Raw genomic sequence first — 1,292 nt, 5'->3', positions numbered from 1 at the left:
TGACCTTGCCCCCGAAAAACGGATTCCTTGCTGAGGTGTAATTTGGCAAGGAGAAACGACAAATGGGTAAGAAGCCGAGGGCGAGGTACACGCTCGAATTCAAGCTGGAGGCGCTGAGGCAGATTGCTGCTGGACAAAGCGTAGCAGTGGTATCGGCGGTGCTGGGGGTGGGGCCGAGCACGCTGCACAACTGGCAGGCCGCGCAGCGTGCAGGAAAGCTTGGAGGGCCTGGCAGCAAGCCGGTGAGTGACGAGCAAATGGAGTTGGCGCGGCTGCGAGCGGAGCTGGCGCGAACGAAGATGGAGCTCGACATCGTAAAAAAAGCGGCGGCGTACTTCGCAAGGGAGTCGAAGTGAAGTACGCCTTCATCGAGTCGAAGCGCCACGTGTGGCCGATCTCGCTGGTGTGCGTGCAGCTGGAGGTCAGCGCGAGCGGCTTTCATCAGTGGAGACAGCGCCAGACTGCCAAGGAGCCGAGCAAAGCGCAGCGGCGCGGCATGAGCAACGACGCATTGCTGGTGCACATCAAGGCGATCCACGCCGAAGTCAAAGGCGAGTACGGCTGGCCGCGGATGTGGAAGGAGCTGCTGGCGCGCGGCATGCGCGTGGGCAAGGAGCGCGTTCGAAAGCTGATGAAGCAGCACGGCATCAGGGCACGCACAAAGCGCAAGTTCAAAGCGACGACGAACTCCGCTCACAACCTGCCTGTGGCGGCGAACCTGGTGGCGCGCAACTTCGCGCCGACGCGGCCAAACGAAACCTGGACCAGCGACATCACCTACATCGACACCGCCGAAGGCTGGCTGTACTTGGCGGTGATGCTGGACCTGTTCAGCCGCCAGGTGGTGGGTTGGGCGATCGCGCCGAGGATGACGAGTGAGTTGGTGATCGATGCGCTGCGAATGGCGTGGTTCCGACGAAAGCCGGCCAAAGGCCTCATCGTGCACACCGACCGCGGCAGCCAGTACTGCGGCAAGGACTTCCAGCGAGCGCTGAAAGCCTATGGCATGGTCAGCTCGATGAGCCGCAAGGGCGATTGCTGGGACAACGCTCCGACCGAAAGCCTGTGGGGGTCGCTCAAGCGCGCACGGCTGCATGGCAAACGATTCGAGACGCGCCAAGCGGCACAATCGGAGGTGATGGACTGGCTGGCGTTCTACAACGCCACGAGGCTGCATTCGACGCTGGGGTACGTGAGCCCAATGCAGCATGAGAGAAACTGGTTGGCGGCCCAGGAAAAGAAGTCCGCTTAACAAGCTCGGTTAAGGGATTCGTCAAACAGGGGCAAGGTCA

At 61.7% G+C, this 1,292-nt stretch carries 1 protein-coding gene; it reads left to right on the top strand.

Annotated elements, in window-relative coordinates:
• Nucleotides 1-62 precede the first annotated feature (62 nt).
• Nucleotides 63-1,252, top strand: a protein-coding gene (locus tag GHT07_RS21220) for an IS3 family transposase (protein WP_153587086.1) whose coding sequence is annotated in 2 segments (ribosomal slippage) — nucleotides 63-315 and nucleotides 315-1,252 — 1,191 coding nt in all. Because the reading frame shifts where the segments join, the coding sequence is not laid out codon by codon here.
• The last annotated feature ends 40 nt before the right edge of the window (nucleotides 1,253-1,292 follow it).

Origin of the sequence: Caenimonas koreensis DSM 17982 (assembly GCF_009646335.1) — a bacterium.
Lineage (GTDB): Bacteria > Pseudomonadota > Gammaproteobacteria > Burkholderiales > Burkholderiaceae_C > Ramlibacter > Ramlibacter koreensis.
Note: the sequence above shows the minus strand (reverse complement) of the source record. Positions and strands in the feature narration are given on the sequence as shown.